Origin of the sequence: uncultured Shewanella sp. (assembly GCF_947495455.1) — a bacterium.
Lineage (GTDB): Bacteria > Pseudomonadota > Gammaproteobacteria > Enterobacterales > Shewanellaceae > Shewanella.
In genome coordinates this window covers 1-18,536 of sequence record NZ_CANLZC010000077.1, presented here as the reverse complement: position 1 = coordinate 18,536, position 18,536 = coordinate 1, and the positions used below count along the sequence as shown (strand labels likewise).

Below are 18,536 nucleotides of genomic sequence, written 5' to 3'. Positions count from 1 at the left end.
TTTTTAACGGTAAGTTGATTATTTCTCTTGCTCTAACTTTAATTTTTCAAGTTCAACTTTTAATTTTAGAGTTAGATGGGTGCACCAGTGATATACTTCGTCAATAGTTTTTAAAGGCGTAGGATCTTCTATGTTTTGAAAAAAAGGCCTTAACCCAAACTCTTTTATATTTGGGTTAAGTTGAACAAACATATCAATACAGCCTTTAGTATAGTTATCAAAAAACATCATTATTTCTTGGGGATCATTTTCAATTTCGTATTCGTCAAGAATGTATTGGTATTGAGTTAAAATGCAAATTTCGAGTTTTTCGAACATAAGTAAGTCCATTTGCTATAAAAGTTTCTTGATTTTATCAAATGGATACATTGACAGCTATCACTAAAAGTATTTTACAGATCTAATTTGGTTTATTGAAAGACTAATGGACTAATGTAGATAGCCACCTAAATTAATGAAGAAACTTGAATTGGAGAGTCTAGAAGTTCGTCAGCCATCTGGTACAGTGAAATTTAATACCCCTGATGATTTTAAGCCGACAAAGAAAGGAGGTTTGAGGTGGCCAACATAGTACCTTATACAGTTGATATGGCTTTCAGAGCCATCGGTAACACAAAAAAGCAATATGTTAAAGAGCCGAGTTGGAATGATGTTTATCAGTGTGTTGAAGAAATAGAAAAGGGGCGGGTTGAATTTCTTTCATTAGTTGGTCCAGAAGTTGATAATACTCACTTAGCTATTATAGCGAAGCCGGGTCATTATCATATTGGTATTTTTATTGATGAAGATGAAGAATACCTATTTAAAGCCTCTGAATTTAGCAATACTAAGATAGATATTGCTGGTAATTACTGGCCTGAATTTCAAATATGTAAAAATTTTAATGATCTGGTCTTGATTGTAAAGGAGTTCTTTGAAAATGGTAAACCATCGGATTTATTCAATTGGATTTATTTTTCAGATGAAGATTAATATTTTTGGTAGTTAAAAATAGACTTGCAAATAGTTAAAAAAAGAAAAAGGGCGTTAAGCCCTTTTTCTTTTGGTGGCTACTAAAAAATCAAATCCAGCCATTGATAATCGCCGAAATCGATGAATTACTATTCTAATTCGGGGGTAAGAGCCAGTTTAAGTGAGATGAAGAAGACAGACTCATTAGAGCGATTGTTCCTAATGGTGATATCTGGTCTTCTTGTCAACAAAGAGTCAGTATGATGCCTTTGGCCGCCGTGTGGCCAAAATCAAGCAACAAAGTAAACAACAAGGCAATAGAGAAAAAACCGATGCCAAAGCCAGTCATATTCAGTATCTTTGGGACGGCGATAATCTCATAGAGCAACAGCGCCGCTACGCAGATGGCACCCTGTACGATACTACTCAGTGGACCTACGAACCCGATTCCTTCAGGCCGCTCGCGCAAAGAGTCATTAAAGAGACTGATCCGAACCAAGCTAATTTAGCCCCGCAACTGCATTACATTATCAACGACCATGCAGGATCGCCTAGGGAGTTATGCTCCGAGGACGGACATGTAGAATGGCGGGGTAAGCAACAACTGTGGGGTGAGTTTGATAGTATTAGTGATGGTTTAAGTAATAAACCCGAACGTCAATATTTGGAACAAGCGGCGAATGATCCGGTTTCGTGTGACTTACGCTACCAAGGGCAAGTCTATGATCAAGAAACTAATTTGTATTACAATAGGTTTAGGTATTATGATCCGGATTCGTGTCAATATTTATCGCCGGATCCTATCGGCATGGCGGGGGGGCTTAGACCGAGTTCTTATGTACATAACCCCATGGAATGGGTGGATCCGCTGGGGTTGGCGCCTGCTCAGCATGATTGGAAATTTGGACCTAAAGAAGGAGAGTCAGAACCTTCTTGGGGAAATTTATTACGAAAACTTGGTGGAGGAGAGCCTCCAGCAGGTATGAATAATCCTCACGCTCATCATATTGTTTTTAAAAAAGGTAGAGGTAAGAAGATGAAGGCGTATTTGGAGGATAGTAAAAGAATTTTGGAAAAGTACGACATTGACTGGTATAAAGGAAAAGAAAATTTTGTATGGGCACCGAATAAGAATCATAGTACAGATGCTGCTAGAGTGGTGAATGAAGCATTAAGGAAGGCAGATGCAAAAATTGGGACCAAAAAATCAATAACAGACGCTTTAAGCAAGCTTGGAAAACATTTTGCTGATGATACCATTAAAACATTATTTTAAATTGGGTGATACATATGTCTATAAATGATATTGAGCATGAAATAACTGTGGCTGCGAGGAAATGCTTTTTAGATTTAAAGTGTGAAGAGAACACAAATATTTGTGGTTTTGCATTATATTCAGATCCTGATGCGGTAACTTTAAATGTCGCAGTAAATATTGAATCTCACTTGAAGGAAATGCAACAAGATGATCCTGACGATAAAGATTATTACAAATGGAGTCCAAGTGAGTGGAAATATGAAGCCGTTCAACCAGAGTTATTTAGAGATATTTCCTATAAACTATTCGAGTTTTCTAGAAATATATCGACAAATGATGAACATGAGAATTTTAAAAAACTTGTTTTTGAATCATCTGTTTCAGCATTAATTTCTTTAAAAAATGAAGGCGTATTTGATTTTGGTATTGATGATTGTGTTATTGTTTTTTCTGTCCTAGATTCAGACGATCCTACCAATGAGATAGAATGGATAAAAAAACTGAATTCAACCACAAATAGTAATGAATTTGAAAGTTGGATCTCAACTTTGTAATCAATTAGGAGTAAATCTAGAAGGTGTGATTGCTAATTAGACCAGCCACAATGATTTTTTAATATGAAAAGCGTTGTGGATTTGGCTATTCGTTATGTTGGTCTTCCAAGTAGAGCAATTATTTCTCACTTTCAGTCGCCCTTAGCGTGGATCATTGAAATTAACGAATAACTAGGCCACCCACAGTTAAATGATTTTTGTGGGTGGTCCATCTACACATAATGCACTGAATTTTCACTGTTCGCCGAAATCGATGAATCACTATTCCAACTCGGGGTCTAAGCCAGTTTAAGCATAATGCTAACGGCCAAATCACGCATCAAAAGCAACAATTTCCTTGGATGAATGAGGGCGATAGAGAGCCCTCAGCGTATGGAGAGTCCTCAGCCAGTAAAGAGCCCTCAGCGTATGGAGAGTCCTCAGCCAGTAAAGAGCCCTCAGCCAGTAAAGAGCCCTCAGCGGTTCTTAAAGGTCAAGAGATCAAGCAGTTTGATTACGACGAAGTGCAAAACCTTACCGCCATCAGTCAGCTTGACCTGTCTAATGCCAGTGCTCATGCCAGCAATTATGCTGCGCAAGTGAAAGCGGCCAATCCATTGGCAAATCCCAAAGGCAATATTATTGATTTTGCCGCTAAGCGGCTAGAAAAACAGCTTAAGTACCAAAAAGGCGGCCGCGTCGAGCGCATTGGCCCTCACACTTACCATTACGATGTCTGTGGCCGCGTGTTTGAAAAAGTCACTGATAAAAAGGGCTTTCGGCCCCAAGTGACAAAATTTGAATGGGACGAAGAAGACAGGCTCATTCGCGCAATAGTGCCCAACGGCGATATCTGGTTCTATCAGTATGACGCTTTCGGTCGAAGAGTCAGCAAGATTAAACAAGCGAGTGGCCAAACAGAAAAGCAAAGCGCCAAAGCCTGTCATGTTCATTATCTCTGGGACGGTGATAATCTCATCGAACAGCAGCGTCGCTATGCCGATGGTACCCTGTACGATACCACGCAGTGGATCTATGAGGTTGACTCGTTTCGTCCATTAGCTCAGCGGGTCATAAAGGAGACTCACAATTCTCAGGCTGAGCTAGCGCCGCAGCTGCACTACATTATCAACGACCATGCAGGATCGCCTAGAGAGTTATGCTCCGAGGACGGACATGTAGAATGGCGGGGTAAGCAACAGTTGTGGGGTGAGTTCAACTCAGTATCAAACAGCGGCCTGCCAGAGAGACAATACTTAGAGCAAGCCGCAAATGATCCCGTTAACTGCGACTTGCGTTATCAAGGCCAGATTTTTGATGTTGAAACAAATCTTTACTATAACAGGCACCGCTATTATGATCCCGATAGCTGCCAGTACCTAACGCCCGATCCCATCGGCATGGCGGGGGGCCTTAGACCCAGTGCTTATGTTCACAACCCGATGGAATGGGTGGATCCTTTGGGGCTGGCTAAGGTTGAGGCTCATAAGGAAATGAGCGAGAAAAAGCGCATTAATGTTGGAGAATCAGGTCATCATGTTCCAGCAGTAAGAAAAAGTAAAAACAGGCCTTTTGAAGTATCCAGATCAAATAAGACTCGCCCTACATTACATTTTAAAGGTGATGATCCGGGACATGATCATTGGAGACTTCATAATGCAGAAAGGGATGTTATAGGCCCTAGACAAGGAGATTTCATCGGAACTGATCAAGAGCTTATGGATTCTTATAAGACAGCTTACGAAGGATTGGATGATATTAAAGTGGATGTCAGATCACCCAATGGAACACATAATTTAGGTGAAAATTTGACCCCGAAAGAAGCGGTTAGTACTATAGAAAAGTATCTGAAAAAGAGTGGGAAATTATGAAAAAAAAGCTTATTACGCTAATCAAAAAAATTGATCATGGTGATGTCATTAGCTCCAGAAATTTTAATAATATAGATCTTGATGAAGCCTTGGACAAAAGGGATGATGATCCGTTTGATAGTGATTGGGTTTTGGCAAACTCACAGATGGAATCAAAATTTCAGTTACAAAAATTTGATCAGGATGTTCTAGATCTAATTGATGTGATTAGAGAGAAAACTTTTAAAACTACAAGTCAAAGTATTGGCGGAGGTGAAGTATCGGAATATGTTTGTGATGATTTTGAGCTTATATCAAAATCAATATTAATCTCTTCCTCTGACCCTTGGGTTGCATCTTTGTTAAAAGCGTATCTAGATGGTGAGTTTCCTGTTGGATCTTTGCGGCTTCAAAAAATACCCGTTTTTGATTTAATTTAAAATAGTCATGTCAACAACGAAGCCACCCATAGTGAAATCAGCGTTAAATGCTCATTGTAGGTGAATTAGTGATGTTTTAGCACTCAATAAGATCAATGGTGCTCTCGATATCAACAATACAACGAAGCGGGGCAAATTATTGAGGAGCGCCACTTTGATGGCCGCAAAACCCAATTTGCCTACGATGAACTTGGCCGTGTGGCGAAGCGTACTACGCCCGATGGCGCGCAGTTGCGATTTTATTACGACAATCTTGGCCGCCTCATTCAAAAACAAGCCTTTGCTTTGGCAAAGCCGCTAAACGATAAACCATCGTCCGCCAAACAGCCTAGCGCTGGGCATAATGGTCAAGAAACAGTTGAAAAACCGCGTTATATTGTGGCGTCCAATACCTATTTTGAATACGACGCCGCGTCCCAGCTTATCAAGGCCACAGTGGATGACAGTCGCCGTAAAACTGTATCGACTCCTGATGGTGGCTCAGCGAATAAGGTGGTGGTGGAATATGAATATGATTTAAGCGGTCGCCGCATTAAAGAAACTATTAACGGTCAAGCTCTTAACAGTGAATACGATGCCGCGGGTGAGCGTGTCGCTATTAATAGTTTAGAGCGACCCTTAGAAAACGACAGCCCTGAGCGGCTTTTAACAAACAGCCCTGAGCGGCCCTTAGCTACAGCCAGCCCCTACCAAGTGTAGTTCGATTATCAGCAAGGTTTGCTAACAGGCGTGCAAATTAGCGAACATCAAGCGCTGCAATTTGCCCGTAACAGTCAAGGGTTAGAGACGTTTCGCTCCAATGGTCAAGGCTTTGATTTAGCCCAAGAGTGGAGCCTAGGCGGCGATTTACTCAGTCAGCAACTCATCGGCTGTCAGCATAAGCACAGTACAAATGACACCTTAAGTAGCCGTGCCGATCTAAAAGGGCCCATTCGACCTGATTCTTTTCAAGCGCTGCAGCGAAGCTATCAGTACGATGCGTTGGCGCGCATTACCGAAATCGATGAATCTCATTGGGGCCTAAGCCAGTTTAAGCATAACGCTAATGGCCAAATCACGCATCAAAAGCAAGTTCAACCTTGGATAAATGATAAAGCAGAGCCTTCAGCGTATGGAGAGCCCTCAGCGTATGGAGAGCCCTCAGCGTATGGAGAGTCCTCAGCCAGTAAAGAGCCCTCAGCGGTTCTTAAAGGTCAAGAGATCAAGCAGTTTGATTACGACGAAGTGCAAAACCTTACCGCCATCAGTCAGCTTGACCTGTCTAATGCCAGTGCGCATGCCAGCAATTATGCTGCGCAAGTGAAAGTGGCCAATCCATTGGCCAGACCCAAAAGTAATATTATTGATTTCGCCGCTAAACGGCTAGAAAAACAGCTTAAGTACCAAAAAGGCGGCCGCGTCGAGCGCATCGGCCCTCACACTTACCATTACGATGTCTGCGGCCGCGTGTTTGAAAAAGTCACTGATAAAAAGGGCTTTCGGCCCCAAGTGACAAAATTTGAATGGGACGAAGAAGACAGACTCATTCGCGCAATAGTGCCCAACGGCGATATCTGGTTCTATCAGTATGACGCTTTCGGTAGGCGTGTGGCTAAAATAAAACAGGAGGGTAAGCAGCAGAGCCGAGAAGCTGACAATAAACGAGCTAATCAACCTGAGAAAATCCAGTATCTCTGGGACGGCGATAATTTATTATTATATGGACAGCCATCATTAATGGTATGTTCTAACCCCTCCTATTATTATATGGACAGCCATCATTAATGGTATGTTCTAACCCCTCCAACTAAGCTTTATGAACTAGTCGATGTTGGAGGTTGTTATGCCACGTCCAAGAAGAAGCCTGATTAGCATTGAAGACACTCCCTATTATCATTGCTGTAGTCGTGTGGTGCGGCGTGCCTATTTGTGTGGTGATGACAAGTATACGGGGAAAAACTATGATCATCGTCGAGGCTGGGTTGAGTCTCAACTTCTTAAGTTAACCGAGGTTTTTGCTATTGATGTCGCGGCTTATGCCGTGATGAGTAATCACTTGCATGTTGTGCTTCATATTGATGTCAATAAAGCCAATAGTTGGTCAGATAGAGAAGTGGTTGAGCAGTGGCATAAATTATTTAATGGTACTCAAATTACTCGCCAATTTGCTAAAGGTGACGTGATTGAAGCACATCAAGTGACTCAGTTAAAACATCAAATTGCGATTTACCGTTCACGGCTGAGTGATATTAGCTGGTTTATGCGGTGTCTAAATGAGCCGATAGCAAGACAAGCGAATATGGAAGATAACTGCACGGGTCACTTTTGGGAAGGACGTTTTAAAAGCCAAGCTTTACTCGATGAAGCGGCACTATTAGCTTGTATGGCTTATGTTGAATTGAATCCCATTCGTGCAAAGATGGCGAGTACGCCAGAGCGATCAGATCACACTAGCCTCAAATTACGTATTGAAGCGGCATTAACGGGTAAGCAGCCTAAACAGCTTCTCCCTTTTATTGGCAATGAGCGTCAACATCAACCCAAAGGTGTTACTTTTGCATTGAAAGATTATCTGGAACTCGTTGATGAAACAGGCAGAGTGCTCCGCAATGACAAGCGGGGTTCAATATCTGCCAATGCAGCGCAGATATTGAATAGAGTTAATATACCCGCTGAGAATTGGCTAAAAATTATCACAGAGTTTGGTGCATTGTTTCATGGCCCTGTCGGTACCTTGCAAGAACTCAGTCGTTATTGTGATCACTTAGATAAACGACGACGGCATTTTGCAAAATGTTGCCAGTATATGCCTATAGGCTAGCGCGCAGCTTATTTTAATATCTTAAGCGTTAGGACGAGGAACCTCAGTCTCATATTATAAAAGGTCAACTGAGTCGGTACTTTACACTTCAAAACTCACTCATTTTGCTTATATCGGTTATTTTTTCAAGATCAACAGCAGGCATGTAGGTTAAAAATCGTCAGGTTATGATTTGATAAATGTTGAACGTTGATTTTGGGCTAAAATCTCAGTATGTTACTGATTAATAATGGCTGGCTTTGATTCAGGCTAAAATCTCAGTATGTTACTGATTAATAATGGCTGGCTTTGATTCACGTTTGTAAGTAACAACTATGGGGCGAGTTTAACTCAGTATCAAATAGCCGTTTATCTGAACGTCAATATTTGGAACAAGCGGCCAATGATCCTGTTTCGTGTGACTTACGCTACCAAGGTCAAGTGTATGATTCTGAAACGGGATTGTATTATAATCGCCATCGCTATTACGGTTCTGACAGCTGCCAATACCTAACACCAGACCCAATAGGCATGGCGGGTGGATTGTGGCCGCAGGCACGCATCATTCCTTTATTAACCTGAACTCGGGATAATGAGTGTCAAAAATGTAAGGTAACCCATTTAATATTAAAAAATTGAATGAAATTGGGTCATTCTTTATTTTCGAACTTGGCTTAATACTTCAATTTTTGTCGATATCAAGGCGTGATTTCGTATCTAATAGCGGGCTATTAGTAGAAAGCACAACACAGATAGGGGCAAAAATAGTGCTATTAAGCGGCGCTGCTTATCCCGAATTCAGGTTTATTAATAAGCCACTCATTTTAATCAATGTCCTTAATTGCGATGAAATTAAATGCAGGTAAAACGGGATTAACACCTTGAGTCCATGTCGTCACCTCTAATAGATTAACTCCTCTTAATCCTGTTACTAATGGGCCTCCACCACTCATAGGGCCTTGTTGGCATACAACAGCGTAGTCTTCTATATTTTCACCTTCAGTTAAACTTAAATTAAAGGTGGTCCATTGATCATTTTTTTGACCTATTTTGATATCAAAACCTTTTCCTTTTGATATTTCTCCATTGATACTGACTATTCCACTCACTGTATTCATTCTATTTTCCTTTTTAGTTATCAATAAGTCGAGTGACTTTTAACAATGAATATATGTGTTAAGTAGTCACTTAATGAGATAAGGATAGCTATAAAATGATTGAAAAATATTACACTCTATTACATTCGTTTTTTACACCTTTAATGCTAAAGCGCTGACTGGTGTTGCGATTATTTTTGTTTATATTTTTTAAGTAATTATAGCGTTATCTTGTGCGGGTGAGTATTAATGTCAACGCCATGAGGTGTCACAAAGGCGGTGTAGCGTTTCTTTAGCAAGATTAACGTATATTTATTATTCATCGAGGGTTAACATTTAGTATACTATAAGCTCAGGTTCGCTCATATAGGAAGTAAACCATGGCCTCTAATACTGCACAGTTTTATGATCAAATAACCAAAGACAAAATTAACGTGGTATTAAATTACCCTGATCCCAGTGATAAAATCGTCTTTGGGCATTATGAGACTGGCCAACATCATGTGGTAGATATGCATAATGCTCGCCAGTTCTCTGTCCCCGCCAGTATTGAAAAACAAGGTTTCTGTTTATTATCATCAAACATTGACGTTTCTGTATCGAGTATTGATGACTTAACCCCTGATATGGTGAAGTCATTTGAAACTATCTTGATTGATACCCTATCGGCTGAACAGGGTTTGTTATTAGGTGCTGTGGTCAGGCATGAACATAAAAAAGACACTGGGTTACCTTCACATTCTGAGATCCGTGCACCGGGTAGCTTTATTCATGCCGATTGGGGGTTACAGCGCCTAAAAACCTTAACGACGGCACCCGATCCTATTTTTGTCAACAATTCCAGTATCGATCATCATGATATTGCAAAATTTATGAAAGGTTTCTCTCGTTGGGGACTTTTTAATGTTTGGATACCTCTGACGCAATTGACCAATAATAATTTGGGGTTATGCAGTATAAATCATCTCGATAATAAAGATATTGTTAGAAATTTTAAGTTTAATGAAACAGCCGAGGGGATGACATTAAAATACAATCCAGCACATCAATGGTGTTATTATCCCTTAATGCAATCTAATGAATGTTTGATATTTAAACAATATGACTCTCTTGAGCCTGATAATGCCTATACTGCGGTATTTCATGGGTCGTTTAATATTCTCACTGACGACAATTTGATTATGAATCCCAGAAAAAGCCTTGAGTTGCGCTATCTTGTTGGTTATTAAGGCTGCTGTTTGTATTGGTGGCTGATTCAAACAGTATCACATGAGCTCTATTGTTAAGGGATCCTCTAATATCGAATGGACGATTGCCATGGCAAGAGAGACGGAACCTCATACTGGCAGCTGCCAGTTTTATTTTACTTAAAGCAGAATGATGATGAAAAAATAATTGATTAAGACTATAGCCAATAAAAATCAGTGTTTTTATTGGCTATTTTTATTGCATCACTCATATTAACAAGTTTGAGTCTGTTAATTTAGATTTTTATTTTGTGGGTATTATTATGGTTAATATATCTCTCTATTTGGTGTTTTAATTTATTACCATTTTTTAGTGAGTAAAATGTAAAGTAGAGTAAAGATTAATGGTAAATGATTTTTAATTCTGTAGGTTATTCACTATTACTCATATTTTTATTATTTGAGTAATGAGCCTTTTCTGGTGATGATATGAAGTCACAATATGATTAAACCTTAAGGTTTAATATAAAGGGCATTCAATAAAAACATAATAATAAATAAGTTAAATCTGATTTCAGAGAATAACAGGGAATAAATCATGATAACAATAAGAAACTCAATTTCGGGGTTATTTTTGGGGGCGTCGCTATCTATGATGGCGTATGCAGAAATAGACTCAGGTGATGTCAAAGTCGATCGGTTAGATTTACAAGGGCAAATAGATACTCAGGCTCCACTGTCGAAAACATTATGGGCGGGAGCGCATAATGCCTATGCATCTTATCAGTGGGATCAAGGCGTGTATACTGATGTGAATCAGTGGTATGCACCCGAGAAATTATTTCACAGAGGCATACGGCTGGTGGAATATGATGTGTATCCCGCTTCAACCATTAGTTCGACTCCTCATTTATGTCATATGGGTCTTGAAGAGGCGACATTTTGTTTGTATATGTTTGGTACTGCTGCAACTTTAGGGGATGGTTTTGATGAGATAACGGACTTTTTAAAGGACAACAAAGACGAAGTCATTTTGGTTAAATTTGAGGCTTATGACTCTGATTATCATCAAAACTTTAGAAATAAGGTGGGAGAAAAAATAGAAAGTCGCTTAGGGGATTATGTGTTTAAGCCCAGTGATTGGGGTTATGGCGATGATGATTGCGCTTCTTTGCCTGTGCAGACCTTGACGAAACAAGATGTATTAGATGCGGGAAGGAATATTATTTTGTTCACGCAAGTACCTAGAGATTATCCTCACACAGGTGATAATAATTTATGTGATTATCATGATGAGTCTAATACCAGTAAATATCGGCGCAATGTCTGGATTGGTGTGGATGAAATGGATGCTTTTGGCAATTTAACCGCTAATGAGCCTATAGCGCAAAACGGCAGTCAATTAACGCCTGATGCTGATGGCACTTCAAGTGCAGCGACGCATTATGCCAATGGTAATTTCAGCGTTGCGTTAGATGCGACCACGGAATACAGTAAAGATGACATTAAAATTTATGGTGATACGGTTCAAGAAAAAGCCCAAGCGGGATATAACTTGTTAGAGCTGGCCTTAGTGGAGGCCAATGGGACTTCCATTGGTGCGTCTAAGGCGCCGCAAATTGAAGATTATATTTGGTCTTGGAGTGATGACTCACTTTCAAGTGATAATACTTGCGCGGTTATCAAGGTAAGCGGGCAAGTTGTTGAAAATGATTGTGACGCAGAGCAAGCCTTTGCCTGTGTGGATGATGATAGGCAATGGCATGTGAGTGATGGGAAAGGCACTTGGTCTGAAGGGGCGAGTATTTGTGAAGCGCAAGGGTATCATTTTGGCATGCCGTTTAATGCGTTAGAAAATGCGGCGCTGACTGCTAAAATAAGCGCAAGCCTATGGGTGAATTATCATCAAGTGTTTGATGATTTTTGGCTTGCGGGTCAAACAGGTGACTTTGATGCAGGTTATATTAAAAAAGAGGCCGTGGGTGGTAGCGGTGGTGATGCATTTGACTCTATCGATTTAGTGAAGCGTAAATTGCTGGGCAGCGGCACCATGAATTTAACCTCAGTGCAAATTCGCTCAGGTAGCCGTATTGATGGATTAAAAGCTTGTTATGAATTTAACCAACCTATAAGTCATATGACGGTCAGTGGCGATACCCTTTGTATTGAATACGGTGACGGTGATGGCGGCTCAATGGGTGAGGTATTGAGTTTTGATACTCAACAGGGTGAGTATTTAGCTGACATTAAAATTTGTCAAGATGATGAAAAATACAGTGCTGGCAGTGTTTACTATGTGAAATTGACCTCCAGTACTGGTGCATCGATTAATGGTGGAACGTCACAAGGGGCTTGTACCACTTATTCTTCGACGTCTTCGCAGCAGCTTTTTGCTTTTCATGGCCGACATGATGACGAGATTAATGCTTTAGGTGTGCATAAATTATCAAATGCCTTAGTCAATCCAGGTTTTTATGCCACTGATTGGCTTAATAATGATGATCCTACTTCTGGTGGTATTGATTATGAAAGCTTTAATGAGCAAAAAGCCGCAGGGAATATCAGTAGTCAATGCAATGTGAGTGATGTGGCGGGGATTGTGGGTAGAGTAGCAGAAACGAAATTGGATTATTCACTTACAGGGGAGAGTATGCACATAGGTGATATTGGTACTAATTATCGTTTCTTTTGTGCAACAGAAGATTGCAGCGATTATGAGGTGAAATACTTCTTTACTAATGCCGCTTGTGTGAACTAAGGAGCTTGTTATTGGAAAAATGAAAACGAGCAGCATGTTTATGCTGCTCGTTTTCATTTTTAACGGCTTTAAACGGCTTTTAAGTGCTTTTCACCTATGGGCAAAACGGTGCGTCCAAATTGTTCTTCAAGCACTTGTGCCATGGCTAAGTAGATGGCTAATGCGCCGACTATGATACCTTCATAGGCTGCAATCATGCCGATGAGGGTATTTTGGGTGAAGTCTCTAAGGGCCAATAAGAAAAAGAGCAAAGTGAGACCCGCAAAAATAGCTTGTTTCACGCGGTTATATTGTAATGTGCCTAGTGTCATAAACAGAGTAAAGAGCCCCCACATGAATAAATAACACCCCATGTAGGCTGCAGGTGTCGCTTCTGCTATTTCCATTTTAGGCATAATCAGTAGCAGGACTAAACTCCACCAAAAGAGTCCATAAGAAATAAAGGCCGTCATACCAAAGGTATTGTTGCGGCGGTATTCCATTATTCCTGCAATGATTTGTGCCAGTCCCCCGTAACACAGGCCCATTGCTAAGATCATGGCGCTAATGGGAAAAAATCCGGCGTTATGAATGTTGAGTAAAACGGTGGTCATGCCAAAACCCATGAGTCCGAGAGGTGCGGGGTTTGCGAATGATTGTTGCAAGAGTATGCTCCAAAATAATGATAAATAAAGGTCGTTAACATGCCTTTTTCATTCCACAATGCTAAGTGAAAAAGGGTCATTTCGCTTGGGGAAGACAGGCTCAAGTGTATTAAGGGTCGGCTATTATAGGGACTCTGCTGATGTGCAGCAATTAACACTTTAGTCTATGATTATATTGAGCCTACTTGAATGTTAATGGGTTAACGTCAAAGTAGAAGTTGTTTACGGATAAACTGTATAACCACTTTTTTATCGATAAAGAATAACAAAGTGGTGCTTGATGAAGGTTTATCAGTACTAGAAGGTGCTGCTTCAATGTCCAATATATCAGATCTTAATTCCTCTTTGCCGCTTTTCCCCTTCCATTGTGCACAAGAAAATGTTTACTTTGAACAGGTTATTTCACCTACTAGTCCTATGTACAATATTGGGTGTTACTCCGAGGTTCATAAAGCGTATGACTTACCGAAATTGCAGCAGGCTTGGCAGCTATTAATTGATCATGCCGATGCTTTAAGACTTGAATTGGTGCAACAAGGTGATGGTGCTCCTCTGCAGAGAGTGCTACCTAAAGGCAGTAAGGTTGGAAATATAGCCTTTATTGACTTTTCAAATAAACATAATCCTTTTAAAAAAGCCAATCAATGGATGGTTAGGCAATATGGAAAAGCCTTTCATTTAGAAAGAGGTGAGCGGTATCAGTTAGCCGTTTTGAAACTGAGTGCCAAAAAATATTATCTTTTTTCACGTTTTCATCATTTATTTGTGGACGGTATTGGCGTTTATCGAATTTATGAACAGTTAAATTATATTTATTCAAAAATTCTTATTAATCAGTCCCCCCATTTTATTCATTATTTACCTCAATATGAAGTTGAAGTTAAGAAGTCACATGCATATTTGCAATCAAATCGTTATCAAAGGGACAAAGCGTACTGGCAAGCATTTTTAAAAAATAAAACGCCCACCTATTTACCTCAATATTATAAAAAACACGGTAGTGGCTATCACAATATAGCCTTATCCACCCAATTAAGTTATCAATTAAGGGATTTTTGTCGTCAATCCAACTTAAGTGTTTTAACCGTTTTGTTGGGGACGGCAGCCCTGTATTTTTCTCGTTATCTCTCCCTTCAAGAGGTGATTATCAGTACGCCTTTACATGGCCGACGTGGGCAGCAGGCCATGAGAGTGATTGGTATGCATTCCGATGCTGTCATGCTTGCATTACATCTTGATGAGAATTGGTCATTTGATACATTGTTATCAGAGTCGAATAAAACATTTAAACGAGCCATTCGGTACAGCCAATTTCCGCAAAGTCACCTGTCAAGATTAGACCATCATAGCCAAGTGTTAACCAGTGATATTAGTTTAAATTATGAGTTGTACAGCTATGAGGACAGGGAGTTTGATATTGGCGAAATTGTTCACTTAAGCCCTAAAGAAAGTCACATCCCCTTAGAGATCCGTTTGATTGATTTTACGGATAAAGATAATTTATTACTAAGGATCAATTATTTAAATTCTCATTTTGAACACAGTGAAATTGAACGATTATCACAAACTCTCATACATTTTATTTCTGAGGGAATAAAAGAAAGTGAACATCCTATTAGTCGATTAAATACGATTTCAAATGAGGAACGTCATATTTTGCTGCATGAGTGGAATAAAACAGAGACAAACTATCCAAGTGATAAAACGCTACAGCAGTTATTTGAAGAGCAAGTCGAAAAAACACCGAATAATGTTGCTCTTGTGTTTGAAGGGGCAGAACTGACTTATCTTGAACTGAATCAAAGCGCCAATCAGCTGGCTCGTCATATACGCAGTCAGTATCAAGTTAAATTCCAACATAAGTTACGGCCAGACACTTTAATTGCCTTATATGTCGACCGCAGTTTAGAAATGATCATCAGCATTTTAGCGGTACTGAAAGCAGGCGGCGCCTACGTGCCCATAGCACCAGAATACCCTCAAAAACGTACTGTGTTTATGCTTAAAGACACTAACGTGCCCTTTGTGATAACCCAGTCGCACTATGTTAGCCGATTAAGTGACTGGTTGAATGACAATGTTGTCGAGTGTGAACAGTTAGTCGTGAATGATGAAATTTTATCGTTGCAAACCACAGACAATTTAACCTTGGTGAACCAAGCGACAGATTTAGCCTATGTGATTTACACTTCAGGCACTACAGGCCAGCCAAAAGGGGTCATGGTTGAGCATAGTTCATTGGTAAATTTAATATATCACAATATAACTTACTATCCATTGACTGATAATGAGTCGATTCTATTTTTAGCAAATTATGTTTTTGATACATCGGTAGAGCAGATATTTTTAGCGCTGTTTTCGAGTGCTAAATTGGTTGTAATAAATGAACAAGATAAAAATAATGCAGAGGCACTAAAGGTTGCAATAAAGGATCATGCAGTGACTCATATTGTTGCAACAGCGAGTTTGATTCATGCTCTAGCGCTTGATGATTGTCAAATATTGCGGCGTATTGTTTCAGCGGGGGAGCCTACCCCACTATTTTTGGTACGAAAATTAGCTGATAAATTAATTAATGAATATGGGCCGACTGAAATTACGATTGCAAGCCATCAGTTTAGATGTTTAGGCGATAAGGATAGAATGATACTTCCAATTGGTAAGGCTATCGTTAATGTAAAGAGTTATGTGCTTGATGGTCTAAAAATTCTTCCTATCGGGGTTATGGGTGAACTTTATATTGGTGGTGCCGGATTATCTAGGGGGTATTTAAACCGTCCCGAGTTAACCGTAGAGCGTTTTATCGAAAATCCCTTCGCCACTGAAAAAGACATAGAAAAAGGCTATACCCGTTTGTATAAAACGGGCGATTTAGTGAGGTACTTGCCAGATGGTAATCTAGAATATTTAGGCCGTAATGACGAACAAGTTAAAATCCGTGGTCACCGTATAGAGCTAGGTGAAATACAAGCCGCATTAGAAAGATTGGGTGGCATAAAACAAGCGGTAGTGATTGATTATAAGACAGATAACAGTCATTTTCTTGCTGCTTACATTGTGCCTGAACAGGCAGTAGATTCGATGCATTATAAAAATGACCGCCATTCATTATCCCGTCACCTTGCAGAAACCGAATTATCATTGGATATTGAAGGAGTCAAGCAAAGCTTAGCAGCGTGTGTACCTGAGTATATGCTACCGACCAGTTTTACTGTCATTGATGAAGTCCCTTTAACAATTAACGGTAAGTTAGATAAAAAAGCCCTACCTGAGCCTATGTTGATTGATACAGGCAATTACACACCACCTCGAAATGAGCTTGAGCAACAACTGTGTCACATTTGGCAAGATGTACTAGGCCTTGAACAAGTGGGTATTCATGATAACTTCTTTCGTATCGGTGGGGATTCAATTAGCGCAATACGGTTAAATGCGATAGTGAGAGAACAGGCGAATATTGATATTCCACTGGCTGAATTATTTAAGTATTCAACCATTGCACTGTTAGCGGCTCATTTAGTCGTTTACTTAGACAAGCATCAGCCTATGGTGATCCCTAAAAGTGGGAATAATACGCAACAGAGATTGTCTTTCGCACAAGAACGTTTATGGTTTATTGAGCGTTTCGAGGTGGGCAGTGATACGTACCATATGCCTTATTTGGTGCAGTTACAGCCGACAACTAATGCTGAATTATTGTTAGTAGCGATTAATCGAGTTGCTTTACGCCACCCAGTGCTGAACAGTGTGTATTTAGAAACTGAGTCGGGTGAAGGTTATACCCAAGTCAGACAGAGTGCTCTTAAATATCAAGTGCAACAATGCGTGTCTAAAACTGAATTTGAGCAGAGTGTCAGGCTTGAAATTCAAACGCCATTTAATTTAAGTGAGCAAGCGCCACTGCGTTTATGTCGATATGATGTGAATGACAGCCGTTATTTGTTATTGATGTGGCATCACATTGCTTTTGATGGTTGGTCAACGGAGATTTTTATTGATGAATTGATGGTCTGTTACCAAGCACTTGATGCTGGCATTGAGCCGAGTTTACCTGAATTATCGATTAGTTATTCCGATTTTGCTATATGGCAACGTGATTATTTACAAGGTGAGGTGCTGGAAGGGCAGCTCAATTATTGGCGCGCTCAGCTAGCCGATATTGAACCCTTGAGTTTACCGACCGACAAGACTCGACCGACACAAGTGGATTATTGCGGGGCTGATTATGAGCAAGTGTTAGCGGTGTCTATATCGAATGATTTAAGAGCGCTGGCACGAGCGCAAAATACGACTTTATTTACTGTGATGCTCAGTGCGTTTTACTTAACCTTGAGCCAACTTAGCAATCAGCAAGATATTATTATCGGGGTACCGTCGGATAATCGGCATCTGGCGCAAACACAATCGCTAATTGGCTTTTTTGTTAACTCGCTGGCACTACGAACACAAGTGTCTCCCCATTTAACTTGTTCAGATTTAATCGCTCAAGTGGATGAATGTGTGCAAGGTGCAAGAATTCATCAAGATTTACCGTTTGATAAATTGGTGAATGAGCTGGGGGGTGAGCGTGACCTGTCACGGCATCCTATTTTTCAGGTGATGTTTAGCGTGCAAAGTTTTAGTGCGAGAGTTAAAAGTGAAAGCCGATTGTTTGAAGAGGTTGCCTTGTCTGGTGAGGCGTTATTTTCACCCGCGAAATATGATTTGAGTCTGTTTATCGATGATGGGGATCAAGCATTATCTCTTCAGTGGAATTACGCGTTGAGCTTGTTTGAAGAAAATCGAATAGTGGACTTTGCGAATAAGTATCAAAGAGCGTTATTGGCCATACTGGAGCCTGAGCAAAGATTAGGCGAGGTTTCATTATTATCGAATGATGAACGCCACACCTTGCTGCATGAATGGAATCAAACTGACACGCCTTACCCGCAAGATAAAACGCTGCAGCAGTTGTTTGAAGAACAAGTCGAAAAGACACCGAATAATGTTGCCCTTGTGTTTGAAGGGGAAGAACTGACTTATCATGAGCTGAATCAAAG

14 protein-coding genes and 1 pseudogene are annotated in these 18,536 nt (G+C 40.2%); 12 read left to right on the top strand and 3 right to left on the bottom strand.

Translation table 11 applies throughout. The features are described 5' to 3' along the window. Positions 1-18: 18 nt before the first annotated feature. The gene (locus Q0791_RS17700; RefSeq protein ID WP_299009184.1) at positions 19-318 is read right to left on the bottom strand and encodes a hypothetical protein; all 300 of its coding nucleotides are present in this window, start codon (positions 316-318) and stop codon (positions 19-21) included. Positions 319-558: 240 nt separating this feature from the next. On the opposite strand from Q0791_RS17700, the gene Q0791_RS17695 reads away from it, so the two are divergent. The 9 genes and pseudogenes from Q0791_RS17695 (at position 559) to Q0791_RS17655 (ending at position 8,393) form a co-directional block, all read left to right on the top strand. Next, positions 559-972, top strand: a complete 414-nt coding sequence (locus tag Q0791_RS17695; protein WP_299009182.1) for a hypothetical protein — start codon at positions 559-561, stop codon at positions 970-972. 220 nt (positions 973-1,192) lie between these two features. Continuing rightward, complete coding sequence (locus Q0791_RS17690; RefSeq protein ID WP_299009180.1) at positions 1,193-2,227, top strand: RHS repeat-associated core domain-containing protein; 1,035 nt, start codon at positions 1,193-1,195, stop codon at positions 2,225-2,227. A 14-nt stretch (positions 2,228-2,241) separates the two neighbouring features. Next, entirely contained in the window at positions 2,242-2,763 is a 522-nt protein-coding gene (locus Q0791_RS17685; RefSeq protein ID WP_299009177.1) for a DUF4303 domain-containing protein, read from the top strand. 341 nt (positions 2,764-3,104) lie between these two features. Continuing rightward, a complete protein-coding gene (locus Q0791_RS17680; protein WP_299009175.1) occupies positions 3,105-4,613 on the top strand; it encodes an RHS repeat-associated core domain-containing protein in 1,509 nt (502 codons plus the stop codon). Further along, on the top strand, positions 4,610-5,032 hold the full coding sequence (locus Q0791_RS17675) for a hypothetical protein (protein ID WP_299009172.1): 423 nt from the start codon (positions 4,610-4,612) through the stop codon (positions 5,030-5,032). Before Q0791_RS17680 ends, Q0791_RS17675 begins: the two co-directional genes overlap by 4 nt. A 129-nt stretch (positions 5,033-5,161) precedes the next feature. Further along, positions 5,162-5,731 (top strand): annotated as a pseudogene (locus Q0791_RS17670) (hypothetical protein); the annotation flags it as partial. Between the two features lie 30 nt (positions 5,732-5,761). Continuing rightward, positions 5,762-6,796 (top strand): RHS repeat domain-containing protein, encoded by a 1,035-nt coding sequence (locus Q0791_RS17665; RefSeq protein WP_299009169.1) that lies wholly within the window; start codon positions 5,762-5,764, stop codon positions 6,794-6,796. Between the two features lie 58 nt (positions 6,797-6,854). Continuing rightward, positions 6,855-7,832, top strand: coding sequence for a transposase (locus tag Q0791_RS17660; RefSeq protein ID WP_299009166.1), 978 nt, complete (start codon positions 6,855-6,857; stop codon positions 7,830-7,832). A 366-nt stretch (positions 7,833-8,198) separates the two neighbouring features. Continuing rightward, positions 8,199-8,393: an RHS repeat-associated core domain-containing protein gene (locus Q0791_RS17655; protein ID WP_299009163.1), complete on the top strand. Its 195-nt coding sequence runs from the start codon at positions 8,199-8,201 to the stop codon at positions 8,391-8,393. A 242-nt stretch (positions 8,394-8,635) separates the two neighbouring features. On the opposite strand, the gene Q0791_RS17650 is transcribed toward Q0791_RS17655, so the two are convergent. Beyond that, complete coding sequence (locus Q0791_RS17650) at positions 8,636-8,929, bottom strand: hypothetical protein (RefSeq protein WP_299009160.1); 294 nt, start codon at positions 8,927-8,929, stop codon at positions 8,636-8,638. 359 nt (positions 8,930-9,288) lie between these two features. Here Q0791_RS17650 and Q0791_RS17645 point away from each other — a divergent pair, with 359 nt between their 5' ends. Beyond that, complete coding sequence (locus tag Q0791_RS17645) at positions 9,289-10,137, top strand: CmcJ/NvfI family oxidoreductase (protein WP_299009158.1); 849 nt, start codon at positions 9,289-9,291, stop codon at positions 10,135-10,137. Positions 10,138-10,693: 556 nt separating this feature from the next. Next, a complete protein-coding gene (locus Q0791_RS17640) occupies positions 10,694-12,853 on the top strand; it encodes a jacalin-like lectin (RefSeq protein ID WP_299009155.1) in 2,160 nt (719 codons plus the stop codon). A 68-nt stretch (positions 12,854-12,921) separates the two neighbouring features. On the opposite strand, the gene Q0791_RS17635 is transcribed toward Q0791_RS17640, so the two are convergent. Further along, the gene (locus Q0791_RS17635; protein WP_299009152.1) at positions 12,922-13,497 is read right to left on the bottom strand and encodes an acetate uptake transporter; all 576 of its coding nucleotides are present in this window, start codon (positions 13,495-13,497) and stop codon (positions 12,922-12,924) included. Positions 13,498-13,812: 315 nt separating this feature from the next. On the opposite strand from Q0791_RS17635, the gene Q0791_RS17630 reads away from it, so the two are divergent. After that, positions 13,813-18,536, top strand: a 4,724-nt coding sequence (locus Q0791_RS17630; protein WP_299009149.1) for a non-ribosomal peptide synthetase, incomplete at its 3' end; no start/stop codon positions are given.